This is a genomic window from Pseudomonas sp. NFPP28 (genome assembly GCF_900115535.1).
GTDB classification, from domain to species: Bacteria; Pseudomonadota; Gammaproteobacteria; order Pseudomonadales; family Pseudomonadaceae; genus Aquipseudomonas; species Aquipseudomonas extremorientalis.
This window is the reverse complement of the sequence record NZ_FOWT01000006.1, coordinates 318,159-336,082: the sequence shown is the minus strand read 5'-3', so window position 1 is coordinate 336,082 and position 17,924 is coordinate 318,159. Positions and strand designations below refer to the sequence as shown.

The following is a 17,924-nucleotide window of genomic DNA, read 5'->3' as shown; positions in this document are numbered from 1 at the left end:
GGCAGGCTGGGCTTGTTGTTCAAGGGGTTTTCATCGCGTCGGTCGTCGCCTTGATGATCGCTTTCGCCGCTTCGACACTGATGGGCAGCGGTGCCTGCAAATCATCTGGATCTGACTTGGGCCGGTGGTGGAAATACCGTAGCAGCGCGATCAACAGCAGGGTCGGGACGGTTGAGAGGGCCACGATGATGGGAATATCACCCGTACTGTGCGGGCGCACGGCGCTGAAAAAATACCAGGCGCCGGCTGAGACCCGGATGTTTCCCAAAAAGACGAAGCCCAACAGCGCAATGTAAAACAACAAGATCAAGACGACGGTGACGGTCGTCAGTCGCTTCTCCCACCTGAAGCGCCAGGACTCTCTTCTCAGATAGTCGCTGATCAGGCCAGGATTATCAGCCTCGCCTCCCGCCAGGTCGTCGCTGGTATCAATCATAAAAGCCCAATCGCCTTCAGCCTGAATTCCATTGCTGCCGTCGACACACCAAAAGCACTGGCCAGCTTTACGATGTCTGTGACGCGCTGCTCAAGCACCATATGTTTCACCAGCGCGGCCGGCATCAACAGAGCAGCGGCAAATCGATTGGCTGCGATCTCTTTCGGGTCCCTGGACTTGGCACTGAACTGCTCGGAAGTATCTCGAGGTGCGTCCAGGTCTCCGTGCACATGGTGACCAATCTCGTGCGCAATGGTGAAACGCTGCCTTACCGGCGCATCCATGAAGTTGTAAGTAATCAGCGGAGCGCCGTCCCGGAAGGAGTAATGGCCGCTTTCATTCGGTCGCCAGGTATCCGGTTCAAAAGGTGCAAGCGCCTTCACCTCGATAGCCATTGCCTCGGCAATGGCTATCGGGTTCACCGGCAACCGACCATTCCAGTGGGCACGCAGGACGTCGTCTGCAGTTCGGTACTCCATGCGGCCTCCTTAATAGATGGCGGGAACGGTAGTTTGACGGGGTCAGAAATGAGATCGAAGTCTGAACAAGTCGATAGACCCCGTCAAATTGTAGTTGACAGGTTAAAAATGTTTAGCACTCAGGGCCTCATCGAAAAAAGCTGTTCATTTATACAGCCATCACGACCACACGCCAACTCCCTCAAGACATGCTGTAGCAATTGAGTGAGCCCCTCTTTTCCTATAGCTATCGGCAGTTTTGTCAACTCAGTCCAAAACCCTCTTTACCCAAGCTTTACCCACACCTGACCGCCGCTGACCTTGATCGCCTTAATCTACTCACATCCGGACTCACCGGAATAGAGACAGGAGAATTACCATGCGCAAGACCCTTATCGCTTTGATGTTCGCCGCTGCCCTGCCGACCGTTGCCATGGCGGCAATGCCCGAAGGCCCGGGCCCGATGGGCGGCCCTGAAGGCCATATGATGGGTGGCCCGGGTCACGGCGGCGAACACGGTCCGCGTGGCAAAGGCGGGCCCTTCAGCCAACTGGACCTGAGCAAGGAACAGCGCGAGCAGATCCGCAAATTGATGAGCGACCAGTGGCACGCTCGCAAGGACCTGACCAGGAAGTACCTGGACAAGCTCCCGGCTGCTGACCAGAAGGCCATGCAGGACGAAATCGCCGCCGGCAAGCAGAAAACCCAGGCGGATATCCGCGCCGTACTCAAGCCTGACCAGCAGAAGAAATTCGACGAGATCGTCAAGCAGCAGGAACAGCGCCGCGCCGAATGGAAGGAATTCCAGGCCTGGAAAGCGCAACAGCCGCAAAAAGCGCAATAATGCCCCCGCGTTAACGCTCCTAGCCCAGTGGCCGCCGCCACTGGGCTTTTCCTGCTTGAGGGTTTCCTGTGCGTTCATTGTTCTGGCGCATCCTGGCCAGTTTCTGGCTGGCCATCGCCTTGGTTGCCGGGTTGTCGATCCTGCTTGGGCATATGCTCAATCAAGATGCCTGGATTCTCAGCCGTCACCCAGGCCTCAACAACCTGGCCGAAGAGTGGACCCAACTCTACGAAACCCAGGGTGAGGACGCTGCCCAGGATTTGCTGCAACAGCGCAAACGCCAGTACCACATCGACGTGCAGGTGCTGAACGAAAGCGGCGAGCCGGTGGTGCGCGGCACCTTTCCCCGCCGTGCCGCCGCCTTCGAAGCCCGCCAGAACGATAGCAAGGACGGCCACCTGCCCTGGCGTCGCCTGACCGCTGAATACACCAGTGAGAAGACCGGCGACACTTACCTGTTGATCTACCGCATCCCGCACCCGGAACTGGACGAATGGCATCGCAGCAGCCTGACATGGCCGTTGAGCGCATTGGTCATCGCCTTGGTGGTGCTGACCCTGTTCAGCCTGTTCGTGACGCTGTCCATCACGCGCCCCTTGAGCCGACTGCGCGGCGCCGTGCATGACCTGGGGCAAGCCACCTACCAGCAAAACAGCCTGGCGCAGCTGGCCAACCGACGCGATGAATTCGGCGTGCTGGCCACCGACTTCAACCGCATGGGCGCGCGCCTGCAAAGCCTGATCGGCAGCCAGCGCCAGTTGCTGCGCGACGTGTCCCATGAACTGCGTTCGCCGCTGGCCCGCCTGCGCATCGCCCTGGCCCTGGCCGAACGCGCCAGCCCCGAAGAACGGGAAAAACTCTGGCCTCGCCTGACCCGCGAATGTGATCGCCTGGAGGCACTGATCAGCGAGATTCTGGTACTGGCCCGCGTCGATGCCGATAACGCCAGCGCCGAAGAGATCGACCTCAACCCGTTGCTCAAGACCCTGCAAAAGGACGCCCAACTCAGCGCGCCCGACCAGGTGGTGCAGCTCACCACCGATCCCGAACTGCATCTCAAGGGGTGGCCGACCATGATCGAACGGGCAGTGGACAACCTGCTGCGCAACGCCCAGCGCTTCAACCCGCCGGGCCAGCCGATCGAGCTGCACGCCCACCTTCACGGCGAGCATATTGTGATCAGCGTGCGCGACCACGGCCCCGGCGTTGACGCCGAACACCTGAGCCAATTGGGCGAACCGTTCTACCGCGCCCCAGGCCAGACCGCACAAGGTCACGGCTTGGGCCTGGCGATTGCCCGTCGCGCCGCCGAGCGCCATGGCGGCAGCCTGTTCCTGGCCAATCACGCCCAAGGCGGTTTTATCGCCAGTATCGACCTGCCGCTGGAACCCGGGATTGTCACACCGGCCTGATGATCTTCTATAGTGGCCCTTCTCTCATGGAGGGCCTTTGATGACAAACCTGCTGACTCCCATCCAAGCCGCACTCGATCTACCGCCCACGCCGCTGACCAGCACCGAAGCCGGCGCCCTGCCCTCGGCCTTTGCCGTCACCGACCTGGCCGTTGCCAGTATCGGTGCGGCCGGCCAGGCCGTGGCCCAGCTGATCCAGCAACAGACCGGGCGCCTTCCCGGCGTCAGCGTAGACCGGCGACTCGCGTCCTTCTGGTTCTCGTCTTCGATTCGTCCGGTAGGCTGGGAGACGCCGCCGCTGTGGGACCCGGTGGCCGGTGACTACGCCAGCGCCGATGGCTGGATTCGCCTGCACACCAACGCACCCCACCACCGCGCCGCCGCCGAACGGGTACTGGGCAAGGTGGCTGATCGCATCGCGATGGCCAACAAAGTTGCCACTTGGAATACCGCCGAACTGGAACAGGCGATTGTCGATGAAGGCGGTTGCGCCGCGCAGATGCGTACTTGGCAAGCCTGGCAAACCCACCCTCAGGGCCTGGCCGTCAATGCCGAGGCCCTGGTGCAGCGCCAGACCTTTGCAACCTCCGTCAAAAAGCCCTGGCTCGGCTCGGTGGCGCGGCCGCTGGCGGGCCTCAAGGTGCTGGACCTGACCCGCGTGCTGGCCGGCCCGGTGGCCAGCCGCTTCCTCGCAGGGTTGGGTGCGGATGTATTGCGTATCGACTCGCCGACCTGGAACGAACCCGGCGTGGTGCCGGAAATGACCCTGGGCAAACGCTGCGCCCGCCTGGACTTGAAAAGCGCCCAAGACCGCGAGGTTTTCGAGCGCCTGCTCAAGGACGCCGACATTGTGTTCCACGGTTACCGTGCCGACGCCCTGGAACAACTGGGCTACAGCGCCAGTGAACTGCAAACCCTCGCCCCCGGCCTGATCGACGTGAGCCTCAACGCCTACGGCTGGAGCGGCCCGTGGCGCAATCGCCGGGGTTTCGACAGCCTGGTGCAGATGAGCAGCGGGATTGCCGCCGCGGGCATGGCCTGGAAACAAGCGGACAAACCGGTGCCGCTGCCATTGCAGGCGCTGGATCACGCCACCGGGTATTTGATGGCGGCCAGTGCGATTCAGGCACTCAGTGAGCGATTGAAATCCGGCCGTGGTGGGTCGGCGCTGTTGTCGCTGGCGCGTACGGCGAAGTTGCTGGTGGACGCCGGACAAGTGCCGGAGCAGCCGGCGTTGCGGGCAGAGCAACCGAGCGATCAAGGCCTGGTAGTGGAACAGACGGCCTGGGGCCAGGCGCATCGATTGTTGCCGCCGGTGACTATCAGCGGCACGCCGTTGCAGTGGGATCTGCCGGCTGGGGAACTGGGTTCACACCGAGCGCAGTGGTGACTCGACTATCGCCATCGGGGGCAAGCCACTTCCCACATCTTGACCACATTCCAAAGGATGTACTCGGTCAAGTGTGGGAGCTGGCTTGCCTGCGATGAGGCCAGTACAGGCAACATCAATCTAAGCGCTGCAACGACGTCCAGAGATGCTGCGCTGCATACGCCCGCAACGGCCGCCACGCCTCGGCCCGCGCCAGCAACTGCCGCGCCGACACCGGCCCTCCTTCCAGTGCCGCCAACGCATTGATCAACCCGATATCCCCCGACGCAAATGCATCCGCCTCACGCATCTGGCGCATGGCGATGTACTGCGCGGTCCAGTCGCCAATCCCCGGCAACGCCACCAAGCGCGCCACACCTTCCTTGAGGCTGGCCTTGGGTTCGAACACCTCAGGGTCATCCAGGAGCGCCTGCGCGACACCGGACAAGGTCCGCCCACGCGCCTTCGGCATGCCCAAGGTGGCCAGGTCCGCCGCCGCCAGCACCTCGGGCGCGGGGAACACATGGGTGATACCGGCGTACGGCGTCTCAAGCAGTTGGCCATACTGCGCCACCAACTTGCCCGCCAGGCGAATCGCCGCCACCACCGTAATCTGCTGGCCCAGCACTGCACGAATCGCCAACTCCAGGCCGTCCCAGGTGCCCGGCACACGCAGGCCGGGACGGGCCGCAACCAGCTGAGCCATCAAGGGATCAGTCGCCAGTTGAGCGCTGATCCGTTGAGGTTGGGCGTCCAGATCAAACATGTTGCGCAAGCGCCGATCGATCTCGGGCAGCGCCGCCGCCTCCGGAAAATCCACCGCAACGTCCAGCCAGTCACCCGCGCCCGGCGCGACGCTGAGCCAGCCATGCCGGCCACCCACGCTGATGCTGCGCCGGTAAACGCCGGCCTCGACGGTCTCCATACCCGTAATTGCCCGCGCCGCCAGAAAACCCACCATCGCCGCCCAATCATAAGGCGGCTGATACGTCAGCCTCACAACGACAATACCCCACTGTACAGCCCATACGCCGCCAGCCCCGCGCCGGTGATCACACAGCTGAAAATGCCTTTTTCCATGTGGGTAAACAAGGGCTGGCGCTGCTCACGCTTGGCGAGGGCAAACAGTATCGCCCCCGGCGCATACAACAGCGCCGACAGCAGCAGGTACTTCAAGCCCCCGGCGTAGAGCAGCCACACGGCGTAGCCGAGTGCAATCAGGCCCACCAGCAAGTCCTTCAAGCGCTGGCCGTGGGCATCTTCGTAGGTTTCGCCGCGCCCGCTCAATAACACGGCATACGCCGCCGACCACAGGTAGGGCACCAGGATCATCGACGAGGCCAGGTAAATCAGGGTGGTGTAGGTGCTGTGGGAAAACAGCGTGATCACCAGGAACACCTGGATCATCACATTGGTCAGCCACAGCGCGTTGACTGGCACCTGGTTGGCGTTTTCCTTTTTCAGGAACGCCGGCATGGTCTTGTCATGGGCCGTGGCGTAGAGGATTTCCGCACAGAGCAGCGCCCAGGACAACAAGGCGCCGAGCAGTGACACCGCCAGGCCGATGCTGATCGCCATCGCCCCCCAGGGGCCGACGATATGCTCCAGCACACCGGCCAGGGACGGGTTTTGCAATTGCGCGAGTTCCGGCTGGCTCATGATGCCCAGGGACAACACATTCACCAGCACCAGCAGGGCCAGCACGCCCAGAAAACCGATCACCGTGGCGCGGCCCACGTCCGAGCGTTTCTCGGCCCGCGCCGAGTACACACTGGCGCCCTCAATGCCGATAAACACAAACACGGTGACCAGCATCATGTTGCGCACCTGGTCCACCACGTTGCCCATATTCGGGTTGCCCAGGCCCCAGATATCGCGAGTGAAGATATCCGCCTTGAACGCTACGGCGGCGATCACGATAAACATCAGCAACGGCACGATCTTCGCCACCGTGGTGATCTGGTTGATGAACGCTGCCTCCTTGATCCCGCGCAGCACCAGAAAATGCACGGCCCACAGCAACAATGATGCGCAGCCGATGGCCACCGGCGTGTTGCCCTGGCCGAACACCGGGAAAAAGTAGCCGAGGGTACTGAATAGCAACACGAAGTAACCGACGTTGCCCATCCACGCGCTGATCCAGTAGCCCCAGGCCGACGAGAACCCCATGTAGTCACCGAACCCGGCCTTGGCGTAGGCATACACGCCCGAATCCAGTTCGGGCTTGCGATTGGCCAGGGTCTGGAACACGAAGGCCAGGGTCAGCATGCCGACCGCGGTGATCGCCCAGCCGATCAACACGGCCCCCACCTCGGCGCGTGCGGCCATGTTTTGCGGCAAGGAAAAAATCCCGCCGCCGATCATCGACCCCACCACCAAGGCAATCAGGGCACCAAGACGCAGTTTCTGGGCCGGTTGAGACATGAACACTCCTGAATGAACTGCAACTTGAGCTGACAACCGTGCACTCGGCTAATTAACTCAGCGAGTGTAGCGGTTATTAGTGAAGGCGATAAAACAGACGAGCTCATAACACAATGGCATGTCAGGTCGTCCCGTTCAGGCGTATTTAGAATTTAAATACGCCTGGGTCTGAGACTTCGTAAAACATCGTTCAAAAAGTTTGCACATTCAGGAATACGGACTAGCTTCAAACGTCCATAGACTTGGCCAAATGATTAATCAAAAAGGGATAGATGGCTCTGCGCCAAGCTTTCCCGAGGATTTGCATCGCCCACGAACTTCTACCCTAAGTCATTAATTCACAATGGAATGTGCCAATGAAGTGATCTGAGTCAGCTGTTTGATTAGCGCACGGATTTATTCTGTGGTCTCTCTTCTCCTGCATTGGAGTTATGCGATGTCTGAATCTCCCGGAAAACTACGACTCGGCGCACTGGTTGCACTTGTCGTGGGCTCGATGATTGGCGGCGGGATCTTTTCACTGCCGCAAAACATGGCCGCCAGTGCCGATGTTGGCGCGGTATTGATTGGTTGGGTAATTACCGCCATCGGCATGTTGACCCTCGCTTTTGTGTTCCAGACCCTCGCCAACCGCAAGCCCGACCTCGACGGTGGCGTGTACGCCTACGCCAAGGCGGGTTTCGGCGATTACATGGGTTTCTCGTCCGCCTGGGGTTACTGGATCAGTGCGTGGCTGGGCAACGTGGGTTACTTCGTGTTGCTGTTCAGCACCCTGGGTTACTTCTTCCCCATTTTCGGCGAAGGCAACACGCCGGCTGCGGTGATCGGTGCCTCGGTGCTGCTGTGGGCCGTACATTTCCTGGTGCTGCGCGGGATCAAGGAAGCGGCGTTCATCAACCTGGTCACCACCGTCGCCAAGGTCGTGCCGCTGGTGCTGTTCGTGCTGATCGCGCTGTTCGCATTCAAGCTGGACATCTTCACCGCCGACATCTGGGGCGTGAAAAACCCCGACCTGGGCAGTGTGATGAACCAGGTGCGCAACATGATGCTGGTCACCGTGTGGGTGTTCATCGGCATCGAAGGCGCGAGCATCTTCTCGTCCCGTGCGGAAAAACGCTCCGACGTGGGCAAGGCCACCGTGATCGGCTTTATCACCGTGCTGCTGTTCCTGATGCTGGTGAACGTGCTGTCCCTGGGGATCATGACCCAACCGGAACTGGCCAAGCTGCAGAACCCGTCGATGGCCGCCGTGCTGGAGCATGTGGTGGGCCACTGGGGCGCGGTGCTGATCAGCGTCGGCTTGATCATCTCGCTGCTGGGGGCGCTGCTGTCGTGGGTGCTGCTGTGTGCGGAGATCATGTTCGCCGCAGCCAAGGACCACACCATGCCGGAGTTCCTGCGCAAGGAGAACGCCAATCACGTACCGGCCAACGCCCTGTGGCTGACCAACGCCATGGTGCAGATATTCCTGGTGATCACGCTGTTTTCCGCCAGCACCTACCTGTCGCTGATCTACCTCGCCACCTCGATGATCCTGGTGCCCTACCTGTGGTCGGCGGCCTACGCGTTGCTGCTGGCGGTACGCGGCGAGACTTACGAAAACGCCATTGCCGAGCGCAAGAAAGACCTGTTCATCGGCGCTATCGCGCTGGTCTATGCGGTCTGGCTGCTTTACGCCGGCGGCGTCAAATACCTGCTGCTTTCCGCCCTGCTGTATGCCCCCGGCGTGATCCTGTTCGCCAAGGCCAAGCATGAACTGGGCAAACCGATTTTCACCAACGTCGAGAAGCTGATTTTCGCCGCGGTAGTCATTGGCGCCCTGGTGGCTGCCTATGGCCTCTACGACGGCTTCCTGACTCTGTAATTCTGACTGGAGGATCTGTAATGACCACGGAAAAAGTGAAGTACGGCGTACATTCCGAAGCCGGCAAACTGCGCAAAGTCATGGTGTGCTCCCCAGGTTTGGCCCACCAGCGGCTGACCCCCAACAACTGCGATGAACTGCTGTTCGATGACGTGCTGTGGGTGGCCCAGGCCAAGCGCGACCACTTCGACTTCGTCACCAAGATGCGCGAGCGGGATATTGATGTGCTGGAAATGCACAACCTGCTCACCGACATCGTCGCCATCCCCGAAGCATTGGACTGGATCCTGGAGCGCAAGATCACCGCCAACACGGTTGGCCTCGGTCTGGTCGATGAAGTCGGCTCCTGGCTGCGCAGCCTGGAGCCGCGCAAAATCAGTGAGTACCTGATTGGCGGCGTGTCGGCCGACGACCTGCCGAGCAGCTTCGGCGGCAAGACCATCGAGATGTTCCGCGACTTCCTCGGGCATTCGAGCTTCATCCTGCCGCCGCTGCCCAACACCCAGTTCACCCGCGACACCACCTGCTGGATCTACGGCGGCGTGACGCTGAACCCGATGTACTGGCCGGCGCGACGCCAGGAAACCCTGCTGGCCTCGGCCATCTATAAATTCCACCCCGAGTTCACCAACGCGGACTTCCAGATCTGGTACGGCGACCCCGACCAGGAGCACGGCGCCTCCACCCTGGAAGGCGGCGACGTGATGCCGATCGGCAACGGCGTGGTACTGATTGGCATGGGCGAGCGCTCATCCCACCAGGCCATCGGCCAACTGGCGCGCAACCTGTTCAAGAACAAGGCGGTGGAGCGCGTGATCGTCGCCGGCCTGCCGAAATCCCGCGCGGCGATGCACCTGGACACCGTGTTCAGCTTCTGCGACCGCGACCTGGTGACCGTCTTCCCCGAAGTGGTCAATCAGATCGTGCCGTTCACCCTGCGCCCGGATGAGAGCAAGCCGCACGGCATCGACATCCAACGCGAGAAAACCAACTTCCTCGAAACCGTGGCCGCAGCCCTCAACCTCAAGGCACTGCGCGTGGTCGAGACCGGCGGCAACAGCTTCGCCGCCGAGCGCGAACAGTGGGATGACGGTAACAACGTAGTGGCCGTGGAGCCTGGCGTGGTGATCGGTTACGACCGCAATACCTACACCAACACCCTGCTGCGCAAGGCCGGCGTGGAAGTCATCACCATCAGCGCCGGTGAACTCGGCCGCGGGCGTGGCGGCGGCCACTGCATGACCTGCCCGATCATCCGCGACCCTATCGACTATTAAGGAGATTCCATCATGGCTTTCAATATGCGCAACCGCAGCCTGCTGTCGCTGATGCACCACACCACCCGCGAACTGCACTACCTGCTGGACCTTTCACGCGACCTCAAGCGCGCCAAATACACCGGCACCGAGCGTCCGCACCTGCAGGGCAAGAACATCGCGCTGATCTTCGAAAAAACTTCGACCCGCACCCGCTGCGCGTTCGAAGTCGCGGCCCATGACCAGGGCGCCCACGTCACCTACATCGACCCGGTGTCGTCGCAGATCGGCCACAAGGAAAGCATGAAAGACACCGCCCGCGTGCTCGGCCGCATGTTTGATGCGATCGAGTACCGTGGCTTCGAGCAGGAAATCGTCGAAGAGCTGGCCAAGTTCGCCGGCGTGCCGGTGTTCAACGGCCTCACTGCCGAATTCCACCCGACCCAAATGATCGCCGACACCCTGACCATGCGCGAACACAGCGACAAGCCGCTGCATGACATCAGCTACGCCTACCTCGGTGACGCGCGCTACAACATGGGCAATTCGCTGTTGATGATCGGCGCCAAGCTGGGCATGGACGTGCGCATCGGCGCACCGAAAGCGCTGTGGCCGCACGCGGACTTCATCAAGCAATGCCAGGCGTTTGCCGAAGAAAGTGGCGCACGCATCACCATCACCGAAGACCCGAAGGAAGCAGTGAAAGGCGTGGACTTCATCCACACCGATATCTGGGTCTCCATGGGCGAGCCGGTGGAAGCGTGGGACGAGCGCATCGAGCAACTGCTGCCGTACCAGGTCAACGCCAAGATGATGAAAGCCTCGGGCAACCCACGGGTGAAATTCATGCACTGCCTGCCGGCGTTTCACAACAGCGAAACCAAGGTGGGCAAGGACATCGCCGCGCGGTACCCGAACCTGGCCAATGGCGTGGAGGTGACTGAAGAGGTGTTCGAGTCGCCGGCCAACATCGCGTTCGAGCAGGCGGAAAACCGCATGCATACCATCAAGGCGATTCTGGTGTCGGCTCTCGCAGATATCTAAACCTCTAGTTGGCAATGAGGACAAATGTGGGAGCCGGGCTTGCCCGCGATGCAGGCACCTCGGTCTTTCAAGAAGGCTGCAGTGATGCTATCGCAGGCAAGCCAGCTCCCACATTGACCGCGCTCCGTCATCAGAACTTTCAGAAGGACATTTTGTATGCGCATCGTCGTAGCCCTGGGCGGCAACGCCCTCCTGCGCCGTGGTGAACCCATGACCGCGGACAACCAGCGCTCCAATATCCGCATCGCCACCGAACAGATCGCCAAGATCCATGCCGGCAACGAGCTGGTGATCGCCCACGGCAATGGCCCGCAGGTCGGCCTGCTGTCGTTGCAGGCGGCGGCCTACACCCAGGTGTCACCGTACCCGCTGGACGTGCTCGGCGCCGAGACCGAAGGCATGATCGGCTACATCATCGAACAGGAACTGGGCAACCTGCTGGACTTCGAGGTGCCCTTCGCCACCCTGCTCACCCAAGTGGAAGTGGACGCCAAGGACCCTGCCTTCAAGAACCCGACCAAGCCCATCGGCCCGGTGTACTCCAAGGCCGAAGCGGAGAAACTCGCCGCCGAAAAAGGCTGGGCCATTGCGCCGGATGGTGACAAGTACCGTCGCGTTGTTGCCAGCCCACGGCCCAAACACATTTTTGAAATCCGCCCGATCAAGTGGCTGCTGGAAAAAAGCGCTATCGTGATCTGCGCCGGCGGCGGCGGCATCCCGACGATGTATGGCGAAGACGGCAAGCTGCGCGGGATTGAGGCCGTGATCGACAAGGACCTGTGTTCCTCGCTGCTGGCCTCGCAACTGGACGCCGATTTGCTGGTGATCGCCACCGACGTCAACGCGGCCTTCATCGACTACGGCAAGCCGACCCAGAAAGCCATCGGCCAAGCCCATCCCGACGAAATGGAAAAGCTCGGCTTCGCCGCCGGTTCCATGGGCCCCAAGGTGCAAGCGGCCTGCGAGTTCGCCCGCAAGACTGGCAAAACCGCCGTCATCGGTTCACTCTCGGACATCGAAGCCATCGTCCAGGGCAGCGCCGGCACCCGCATCAGCACGGCAACACCTGGCATCACCTATCTGTGAAGTAGAGGAGAGACGCCTATGGCCACCTTTGAACCCGGTCACTTGCATGTTGAACGTCACGCACTGAATGCCCAGGACTACAGCTACAACCTGTGCATCGACTACGAAGTCAGCCAGGACCCAAAGGAGGGCAAGGGCATGCTGTTCAAGCTGCATGGCTCGGTGCAGGGCAAGGACCTCAAGGAAGAGTTCTTCCTGCCCAAGGACCAGGCGTTCGACTTTGCGCGGCATGCGATGAACATCGCGCAGAAGTATGGGATGCCGAAGGTCGCGGTATTGAACGGCTCGATGCACAAGCAGTACGACCTGATGTTCGAGGATGTGCGGCATCAATTGGATGTGAAGGCCGGGGACCCGATCAAACCCGAACACCTGGAATAAAGGACACTCAGCTTCAACGGTGGGAGGCGGCTTGCCCCCTCCCACATTTTGATCTCCAACATCTGCAAGGCATACTTGCCGCCTCCAGCTCCCCAGAATCGTTAGCGCCCCATGCGTATCCACGTCAGCTTCATCGACCGCGTCGGCATTACCCAGGAAGTCCTGGCCCTGCTCGGTGGGCGCAATCTCAATCTGGATGCGGTGGAGATGGTGCCGCCCAACGTCTACATCGACGCGCCGACCCTCAGCGCCGATGTGCTCGAAGAACTGCGCGACGCGCTGTTCAGCGTGCACGGCGTGCAGGCGGTGACCGTGGTGGACATCCTCCCCGGCCAACGCCGTCACCTGCAACTCGACGCCCTGCTGGCCGCCATGACCGACCCGGTGCTGGCGCTGGACAGCGCGGGCAAGATCCTGCTCGCGAACCCGGCGCTGATCGCCCTGTATGGCCGCGAACCGGCCGGCGAAAGCATCAGCGCACTGTTCAACGACCCTACGCTGCTGGACACCTTGCTGGAACAGGGCTTTCGCTTGCCGCTGCGCGAGATCAGCGTCAACGGTCAGACCCTGCTGCTGGACGCCACGCCGATCACTGACGCGGGCGCCCTGCTCACCCTCTACCAACCCAACCGCATCGGTGAACAACTGTCGGCGCTGCACCATGATCATGCGGAGGGCTTTGACGCGCTGCTTGGCGAGTCGCCGGTGATCCGCACCCTAAAGGCGCGCGCGCAGCGCGTGGCGGCGTTGGATGCGCCGCTGTTGATCCAGGGTGAGACCGGCACCGGTAAAGAATTGGTGGCGCGTGCCTGTCACGCCATCAGTGCACGTCACAGTGCGCCGTTCCTGGCCTTGAACTGCGCGGCGCTGCCGGAAAACCTCGCCGAGAGTGAACTGTTCGGCTATGCGCCCGGCGCCTTTACCGGCGCGCAGCGCGGTGGCAAGCCGGGGCTGATGGAACTGGCCAACCAGGGCACGGTGTTCCTCGATGAGATCGGCGAGATGTCGCCGTACTTGCAGGCCAAGCTGCTGCGTTTTCTCAATGACGGCAGCTTCCGGCGTGTCGGTGGCGACCGTGAAGTGAAGGTCAATGTGCGCATCCTCAGCGCCACCCACCGCGACCTGGAGAAGATGGTCAGCGAAGGCACCTTCCGCGAAGACCTGTTCTACCGCCTCAACGTGCTCAACGTCGAAGTACCGCCCCTGCGCGCACGCGGCCAGGACATCCTGTTGCTGGCCCGCTATTTCATGCAGCAGGCCTGTGCGCAGATCCAGCGCCCGGTCTGCCGCCTGGCGCCCGGCACTTACCCGGCGCTGCTGGGCAACCGCTGGCCGGGCAACGTACGCCAGTTGCAGAACGTGATCTTCCGCGCCGCAGCGATCTGCGAAAGTAGCCTGGTGGACATCGGCGACCTCGACATCGCTGGCACCTCGGTGGCGCGCCAGAGCGACGGCGAAATCGACAGCCTGGAACAGGCGGTGGAAGACTTCGAGCGCAACCTGCTGGAAACCCTCTACACCAGCTACCCCTCGACTCGCCAACTGGCCAGCCGCTTGCAGACTTCCCATACGGCGATTGCCCATCGTCTGCGCAAGTACGGCATTCCCACCGGCAAGCCCTGACTGGCTGGGTCGATAGAGGTCAAATGTGGGAGGAGGCCTGCCCCCTCCCACATTGGCACCATTCCAAACGTTGACCGCATTACAGATTTTGGTCTGAGAACGACATCCGCTGTACTGAAAGCGCTACAGCGTAACGATATCGCTACAACCCTGTTTTTTACGCGCCATGCAAGGCTTTGATCCACATAGGCTTTTTTTCACAGGCCCAACTGTAGCGAAATCGATACAGCCAACATGCATATCCTCATAACCGATTTTATCAAGCTATTGATTTACAACGGTTTAATCACGTTGGCCGCGATATTGCTAAGCAACTCCTCATTATTCCAATCCCGTCCACCAGACGAATCTGGCCCTGAGGAGTTTCCATGAGCGAGTTGCGTTTCACTGAAGATCACGAATGGCTGCGCGCCGAAGCCGACGGCAGCGTCACCGTGGGTATCACCGCTTTTGCGCAGAACGCGCTGGGTGATGTGGTTTTCGTGCAACTGCCGGAGTTGCAGGCCTACGACAAGGGCGCCGAAGCGTCCACCGTGGAATCGGTCAAGGCCGCCAGCGGCGTGTACATGCCGCTGGACGGGGAAATCCTCGAAGTGAACGACAAGCTTGACGGCAGCCCGGAACTGGTCAACGAAGACCCGATGGGCGAAGGTTGGTTCTTCCGCTTTAAACCGGCCGATGCCGGGGCAGTCGCTAAACTGTTGGATCAGGACGCGTACGATCGCCTGATCAAAGCCAACGCTGAAGCTTGAGGAGCGCGCCATGACCGTTAATCTCACCACCGCCAACGAATTCATCGCCCGCCATATCGGCCCGCGCCACGAAGACGAGCAGCAGATGCTCGCCAGCCTGGGCTTTGACTCCCTGGAAGCCCTGAGCGCCAGCGTGATCCCGGAAAGCATCAAGGGCACCAGCGTGCTCGGCCTGGAAGACGGCCTCAGCGAAGCCGAGGCCCTGGCCAAGATCAAGGCCATCGCCGGCAAGAACCAACTGTTCAAGACCTACATTGGCCAGGGCTACTACAACTGCCACACGCCGTCGCCGATCCTGCGCAACCTCCTGGAAAACCCGGCCTGGTACACCGCCTACACCCCGTACCAGCCCGAAATCTCCCAAGGCCGCCTGGAAGCGCTGCTGAACTTCCAGACCCTGATCAGCGACCTCACCGGCCTGCCGATCGCCAATGCCTCCCTGCTCGACGAAGCCACCGCCGCCGCCGAAGCCATGACCTTCTGCAAGCGCCTGAGCAAGAACAAGAGCAGCAACGCCTTCTTCGCCTCGATCCACAGCCACCCGCAGACCCTCGACGTGCTGCGTACCCGTGCCGAACCGCTGGGCATCGACGTGGTCGTCGGCGATGAGCGTGAACTGACCGACGTCAGCCCATTCTTCGGCGCCCTGCTGCAATACCCGGCCAGCAACGGTGACGTGTTCGACTACCGCGAACTGACCGAGCGCTTCCACGCCGCCAATGCCCTGGTGGCCGTGGCCGCCGACCTGCTGGCCCTGACCCTGCTGACCCCACCGGGCGAGTTCGGCGCCGACGTGGCCATCGGCAGCGCGCAACGCTTCGGCGTGCCGCTGGGCTTTGGTGGCCCGCACGCGGCGTACTTCTCCACCAAGGATGCGTTCAAGCGCGACATGCCGGGCCGTCTGGTCGGCGTGTCCGTCGACCGTTTCGGCAAGCCGGCCCTGCGCCTGGCCATGCAGACCCGTGAGCAACATATCCGTCGCGAGAAAGCCACGTCGAACATCTGCACCGCCCAGGTGCTGCTGGCCAACATCGCCAGCATGTACGCCGTGTACCACGGCCCCAAGGGCCTGACCCAGATTGCCCGGCGCGTGCACCAACTGACGGCGATCCTGGCCAAGGGCTTGACCGCCCAGGGCCTGACCGTCGAACAAGCCAACTTCTTCGATACCATTACCCTGAACACTGGCGCCAAGACCGCCGCCCTGCACGACACGGCCCGCGCACGAAGCATCAACCTGCGCGTGGTGGACGCCGAGCGCCTGGGTATTTCGGTTGACGAAACCACCACCCAGGCCGATATCGAAGCCCTGTGGTCGATCTTCGCCGACGGCAAGTCACTGCCGGCCTTCAACGCCAGCGTAGACAGCACCCTACCTGCCGCCCTGCTGCGCCAGTCGCCTGTGCTCAGCCACCCGGTGTTCAACCGCTATCACTCGGAAACCGAGCTGATGCGCTACCTGCGCAAACTGGCCGACAAGGACCTGGCGCTGGACCGCACCATGATCCCGCTGGGCTCGTGCACCATGAAACTCAACGCCGCCAGCGAAATGATCCCGGTGACCTGGGCCGAATTCGGTGCCCTGCACCCATTCGCCCCGGCCGAACAAAGCGCCGGCTACCTGCAATTGACGTCCGAGCTGGAAGCCATGCTGTGCGCGGCCACCGGCTACGACGCGATCTCACTGCAACCGAACGCCGGTTCCCAAGGTGAGTACGCCGGCCTCCTGGCCATTCGCGCCTACCACCAGAGCCGTGGCGAGGAACGTCGCGACATCTGCCTGATCCCGTCATCGGCCCACGGCACCAACCCGGCGACCGCCAACATGGCCGGCATGCGCGTGGTCGTCACCGCGTGCGACGCACGTGGCAACGTCGACATCGAAGACCTGCGCGCCAAGGCCATCGAGCACCGCGAGCACCTTGCGGCCTTGATGATCACCTACCCGTCCACCCACGGCGTGTTCGAAGAAGGCATCCGCGAAATCTGCGGCATCATTCACGACAACGGCGGCCAGGTGTACATCGACGGTGCCAACATGAACGCCATGGTCGGCCTGTGCGCCCCGGGCAAGTTCGGCGGCGACGTGTCCCACCTGAACCTGCACAAGACCTTCTGCATCCCCCACGGCGGTGGCGGCCCGGGCGTCGGCCCGATTGGCGTCAAGTCGCACCTCACGCCGTTCCTGCCCGGCCACGCGGCCATGGAACGCAAGGAAGGCGCGGTGTGCGCCGCGCCGTTCGGCAGCGCGAGCATCCTGCCGATCACCTGGATGTACATCAGCATGATGGGCGGCGCAGGCCTCAAGCGCGCTTCGCAATTGGCGATCCTGAATGCCAACTACATTTCCCGTCGCCTGGAAGAGCACTACCCGGTGCTGTACACCGGCAGCAACGGCCTGGTGGCCCACGAATGCATCCTGGATCTGCGCCCGCTGAAGGACAGCAGCGGCATCAGTGTGGATGACGTGGCCAAGCGCCTGATCGACTTCGGCTTCCATGCGCCGACCATGTCGTTCCCAGTGGCCGGCACCTTGATGATCGAGCCGACCGAAAGCGAATCCAAGGAGGAACTGGACCGTTTCTGCAACGCCATGATCGCCATCCGCGAAGAAATCCGCGCAGTGGAGAACGGCACGCTGGACAAGGACGACAACCCGCTGAAAAACGCACCCCACACCGCAGCTGAACTGGTAAGTGAGTGGACCCACCCCTACACCCGCGAACAGGCGGTGTATCCAGTGCCATCGTTGATCGAAGGCAAGTACTGGCCGCCGGTGGGGCGTGTCGACAACGTGTTTGGTGACCGTAATCTGGTGTGTGCGTGCCCGTCGATCGAGAGCTACGCATAACCAAAGGATGCATTGGGTACAAATGTGGGAGGGGGCTTGCCCCCGATTGCGGTGCATCAGCCACAGATAAGCTGACTGACACACTGTCATCGGGGGCAAGCCCCCTCCCACACTAGATCGAGTC

Annotated in this window: 15 protein-coding genes; 11 read left to right on the top strand and 4 right to left on the bottom strand. The window is 61.7% G+C overall.

The genetic code is table 11. From position 1 onward, the window contains the following. Positions 1–19 precede the first annotated feature (19 nt). Entirely contained in the window at positions 20–436 is a 417-nt protein-coding gene (locus BM110_RS17980; RefSeq protein ID WP_092246924.1) for a hypothetical protein, read from the bottom strand. Beyond that, positions 433–915 (bottom strand): ImmA/IrrE family metallo-endopeptidase, encoded by a 483-nt coding sequence (locus BM110_RS17975; protein ID WP_092246921.1) that lies wholly within the window; start codon positions 913–915, stop codon positions 433–435. Before BM110_RS17975 ends, BM110_RS17980 begins: the two co-directional genes overlap by 4 nt. Before the next feature lie 358 nt (positions 916–1,273). On the opposite strand from BM110_RS17975, the gene BM110_RS17970 reads away from it, so the two are divergent. The 3 genes from BM110_RS17970 to BM110_RS17960 all read left to right on the top strand — a co-directional run bounded on the left by BM110_RS17970 (position 1,274) and on the right by BM110_RS17960 (position 4,540). Then, a complete protein-coding gene (locus BM110_RS17970) occupies positions 1,274–1,738 on the top strand; it encodes an LTXXQ domain protein (RefSeq protein ID WP_093513918.1) in 465 nt (154 codons plus the stop codon). 68 nt (positions 1,739–1,806) lie between these two features. Then, positions 1,807–3,150 carry a sensor histidine kinase gene (locus BM110_RS17965; protein ID WP_093513917.1) on the top strand — a complete coding sequence of 448 codons (1,344 nt, stop codon included), beginning with the start codon at positions 1,807–1,809 and terminating at the stop codon, positions 3,148–3,150. Positions 3,151–3,190: 40 nt separating this feature from the next. Beyond that, positions 3,191–4,540, top strand: a complete 1,350-nt coding sequence (locus tag BM110_RS17960) for a CoA transferase (RefSeq protein WP_093513916.1) — start codon at positions 3,191–3,193, stop codon at positions 4,538–4,540. A gap of 115 nt (positions 4,541–4,655) precedes the next feature. On the opposite strand, the gene BM110_RS17955 is transcribed toward BM110_RS17960, so the two are convergent. Together BM110_RS17955 and arcD (BM110_RS17950) are read right to left on the bottom strand one after the other, a co-directional pair. Beyond that, positions 4,656–5,519 (bottom strand): DNA-3-methyladenine glycosylase family protein, encoded by an 864-nt coding sequence (locus tag BM110_RS17955; RefSeq protein ID WP_093513915.1) that lies wholly within the window; start codon positions 5,517–5,519, stop codon positions 4,656–4,658. Beyond that, entirely contained in the window at positions 5,516–6,943 is a 1,428-nt protein-coding gene (gene arcD / locus BM110_RS17950) for an arginine-ornithine antiporter (RefSeq protein ID WP_093513914.1), read from the bottom strand. Before arcD (BM110_RS17950) ends, BM110_RS17955 begins: the two co-directional genes overlap by 4 nt. 436 nt (positions 6,944–7,379) lie before the next feature. On the opposite strand from arcD (BM110_RS17950), the gene arcD (BM110_RS17945) reads away from it, so the two are divergent. From arcD (BM110_RS17945) to gcvP, 8 genes are all read left to right on the top strand, one after another. After that, positions 7,380–8,807 carry an arginine-ornithine antiporter gene (gene arcD, locus BM110_RS17945; protein ID WP_071489407.1) on the top strand — a complete coding sequence of 476 codons (1,428 nt, stop codon included), beginning with the start codon at positions 7,380–7,382 and terminating at the stop codon, positions 8,805–8,807. A 20-nt stretch (positions 8,808–8,827) separates the two neighbouring features. Further along, a complete protein-coding gene (gene arcA, locus BM110_RS17940; RefSeq protein WP_071489406.1) occupies positions 8,828–10,084 on the top strand; it encodes an arginine deiminase in 1,257 nt (418 codons plus the stop codon). 12 nt (positions 10,085–10,096) lie between these two features. Then, positions 10,097–11,107 carry an ornithine carbamoyltransferase gene (locus BM110_RS17935; protein ID WP_058423254.1) on the top strand — a complete coding sequence of 337 codons (1,011 nt, stop codon included), beginning with the start codon at positions 10,097–10,099 and terminating at the stop codon, positions 11,105–11,107. A gap of 156 nt (positions 11,108–11,263) precedes the next feature. Further along, the gene (gene arcC / locus BM110_RS17930) at positions 11,264–12,193 is read left to right on the top strand and encodes a carbamate kinase (protein ID WP_093125257.1); all 930 of its coding nucleotides are present in this window, start codon (positions 11,264–11,266) and stop codon (positions 12,191–12,193) included. Between the two features lie 18 nt (positions 12,194–12,211). Then, positions 12,212–12,574, top strand: a complete 363-nt coding sequence (locus tag BM110_RS17925) for a DUF5064 family protein (protein ID WP_058423256.1) — start codon at positions 12,212–12,214, stop codon at positions 12,572–12,574. Between the two features lie 111 nt (positions 12,575–12,685). Next, on the top strand, positions 12,686–14,197 hold the full coding sequence (locus BM110_RS17920) for a sigma-54-dependent transcriptional regulator (RefSeq protein WP_093125254.1): 1,512 nt from the start codon (positions 12,686–12,688) through the stop codon (positions 14,195–14,197). A gap of 368 nt (positions 14,198–14,565) precedes the next feature. Then, positions 14,566–14,949, top strand: coding sequence for a glycine cleavage system protein GcvH (gene gcvH / locus BM110_RS17915; RefSeq protein WP_093513913.1), 384 nt, complete (start codon positions 14,566–14,568; stop codon positions 14,947–14,949). 10 nt (positions 14,950–14,959) lie between these two features. Then, the gene (gene gcvP / locus BM110_RS17910; RefSeq protein WP_093513912.1) at positions 14,960–17,800 is read left to right on the top strand and encodes an aminomethyl-transferring glycine dehydrogenase; all 2,841 of its coding nucleotides are present in this window, start codon (positions 14,960–14,962) and stop codon (positions 17,798–17,800) included. Positions 17,801–17,924 lie beyond the last annotated feature (124 nt).

What these genes read in the sequence shown, in the direction of transcription:
- BM110_RS17980 (WP_092246924.1), bottom strand. Translation starts at nt 436, where the DNA reads ATGATTGATACCAGCGACGACCTGGCGGGAGGCGAGGCTGATAATCCT.
- BM110_RS17975 (WP_092246921.1), bottom strand. Translation starts at nt 915, where the DNA reads ATGGAGTACCGAACTGCAGACGACGTCCTGCGTGCCCACTGGAATGGT.
- BM110_RS17970 (WP_093513918.1), top strand. Translation starts at nt 1,274, where the DNA reads ATGCGCAAGACCCTTATCGCTTTGATGTTCGCCGCTGCCCTGCCGACC.
- BM110_RS17960 (WP_093513916.1), top strand. Translation starts at nt 3,191, where the DNA reads ATGACAAACCTGCTGACTCCCATCCAAGCCGCACTCGATCTACCGCCC.
- arcD (WP_093513914.1), bottom strand. Translation starts at nt 6,943, where the DNA reads ATGTCTCAACCGGCCCAGAAACTGCGTCTTGGTGCCCTGATTGCCTTG.
- arcD (WP_071489407.1), top strand. Translation starts at nt 7,380, where the DNA reads ATGTCTGAATCTCCCGGAAAACTACGACTCGGCGCACTGGTTGCACTT.
- arcA (WP_071489406.1), top strand. Translation starts at nt 8,828, where the DNA reads ATGACCACGGAAAAAGTGAAGTACGGCGTACATTCCGAAGCCGGCAAA.
- BM110_RS17935 (WP_058423254.1), top strand. Translation starts at nt 10,097, where the DNA reads ATGGCTTTCAATATGCGCAACCGCAGCCTGCTGTCGCTGATGCACCAC.
- arcC (WP_093125257.1), top strand. Translation starts at nt 11,264, where the DNA reads ATGCGCATCGTCGTAGCCCTGGGCGGCAACGCCCTCCTGCGCCGTGGT.
- BM110_RS17925 (WP_058423256.1), top strand. Translation starts at nt 12,212, where the DNA reads ATGGCCACCTTTGAACCCGGTCACTTGCATGTTGAACGTCACGCACTG.
- BM110_RS17920 (WP_093125254.1), top strand. Translation starts at nt 12,686, where the DNA reads ATGCGTATCCACGTCAGCTTCATCGACCGCGTCGGCATTACCCAGGAA.
- gcvH (WP_093513913.1), top strand. Translation starts at nt 14,566, where the DNA reads ATGAGCGAGTTGCGTTTCACTGAAGATCACGAATGGCTGCGCGCCGAA.
- gcvP (WP_093513912.1), top strand. Translation starts at nt 14,960, where the DNA reads ATGACCGTTAATCTCACCACCGCCAACGAATTCATCGCCCGCCATATC.